The organism is Pseudomonas sp. CJQ_9, from assembly GCF_043106615.1.
GTDB lineage: Bacteria > Pseudomonadota > Gammaproteobacteria > Pseudomonadales > Pseudomonadaceae > Aquipseudomonas > Aquipseudomonas juntendi.
This window is the reverse complement of record NZ_JBICMS010000087.1, coordinates 1-952: the sequence shown is the minus strand read 5'-3', so window position 1 is coordinate 952 and position 952 is coordinate 1. Positions and strand designations below refer to the sequence as shown.

General features: G+C 57.0%; 1 protein-coding gene. It reads right to left on the bottom strand.

The window, feature by feature from the left end; genetic code table 11:
- Positions 1 to 952: immunoglobulin-like domain-containing protein (locus ACF8SD_RS17665; RefSeq protein ID WP_392546467.1), on the bottom strand; the 952-nt coding region annotated here is incomplete at both ends.

Below are 952 nucleotides of genomic sequence, written 5' to 3'. Positions count from 1 at the left end.
CGATAACAGTGGCCGAACCGGTGGTGCTGTTGGCCGCCACGACGATATTGGTGCCGTCGGTCAGCTTGAAGTACAGGTCCGCGTGGTTGTTGATCGGCAGACCATCTTTGTTGGTCAGCGTGATGGTGTACGTAATCTCGCCGCCTTCGGTTACCGAAGGGCTCGCGGTCAGCGTGGCTACAACTTCACTGATGGTGTCTGAGATTTCAACAGTCGCGGGGCTACCGAACTCCAGCTTCTCAAAGGTGGCACCTGGGACGCTTGCGTCAGTAACGCCAAGAGTGAGAGAGCCGGGATCTTTGAAGACATCATCACCTTGGGCTGCCGCCTTGTACTCCACCTCTGTTTTACCGGCTTCAATGGTGACCTTGTCGCCATTGGACAGGGTAACGGTCAGTGGCCGATCCAGCGCCTGACTGACTTTTACAGTAAAGACAGGCTGCTGATCTTCAGTCACATTGCCATTGCTGACGATGCTCACAGTTACAGGGTCGATGCTGTCCTGGATGACAGTCGATGCAGGTGTTGGGTCCGGTGTCAGTTGCTCGAAATTGCCACCGGTTGCTTTTTCGATGGTGACATTGACGGTCGAGCCGTTGTTGTAAACGTCGTTGGCCGGGGTCTGGAAATCGACACTGCCCTGAGTCTTACCCGCTTCAACGGTCACAGTCTGGCCGTTGGACAGGGTCACGGTTACCGGGGTCTGAGCAGGGTTGCTCAACGTCACGGTATAGGTGATCACGCCGCCCTCGGTCACCGACGGGCTCGCGGTCAGCGTTGCGGTGGTGGTGTCCACCGAATCATTGATCGTGGTTTGAGCCGGAGTCGGGTTCGGCGTCAGTTGCTCGAAGTTACCGCCGGTGGCGTTCTCGATGGTGACGCTGACAGTCGAGCCATTGTTGTAGACGTCGTTGGCCGGGGTCTGGAAATCGACACTGCCCTGAGTCTTACC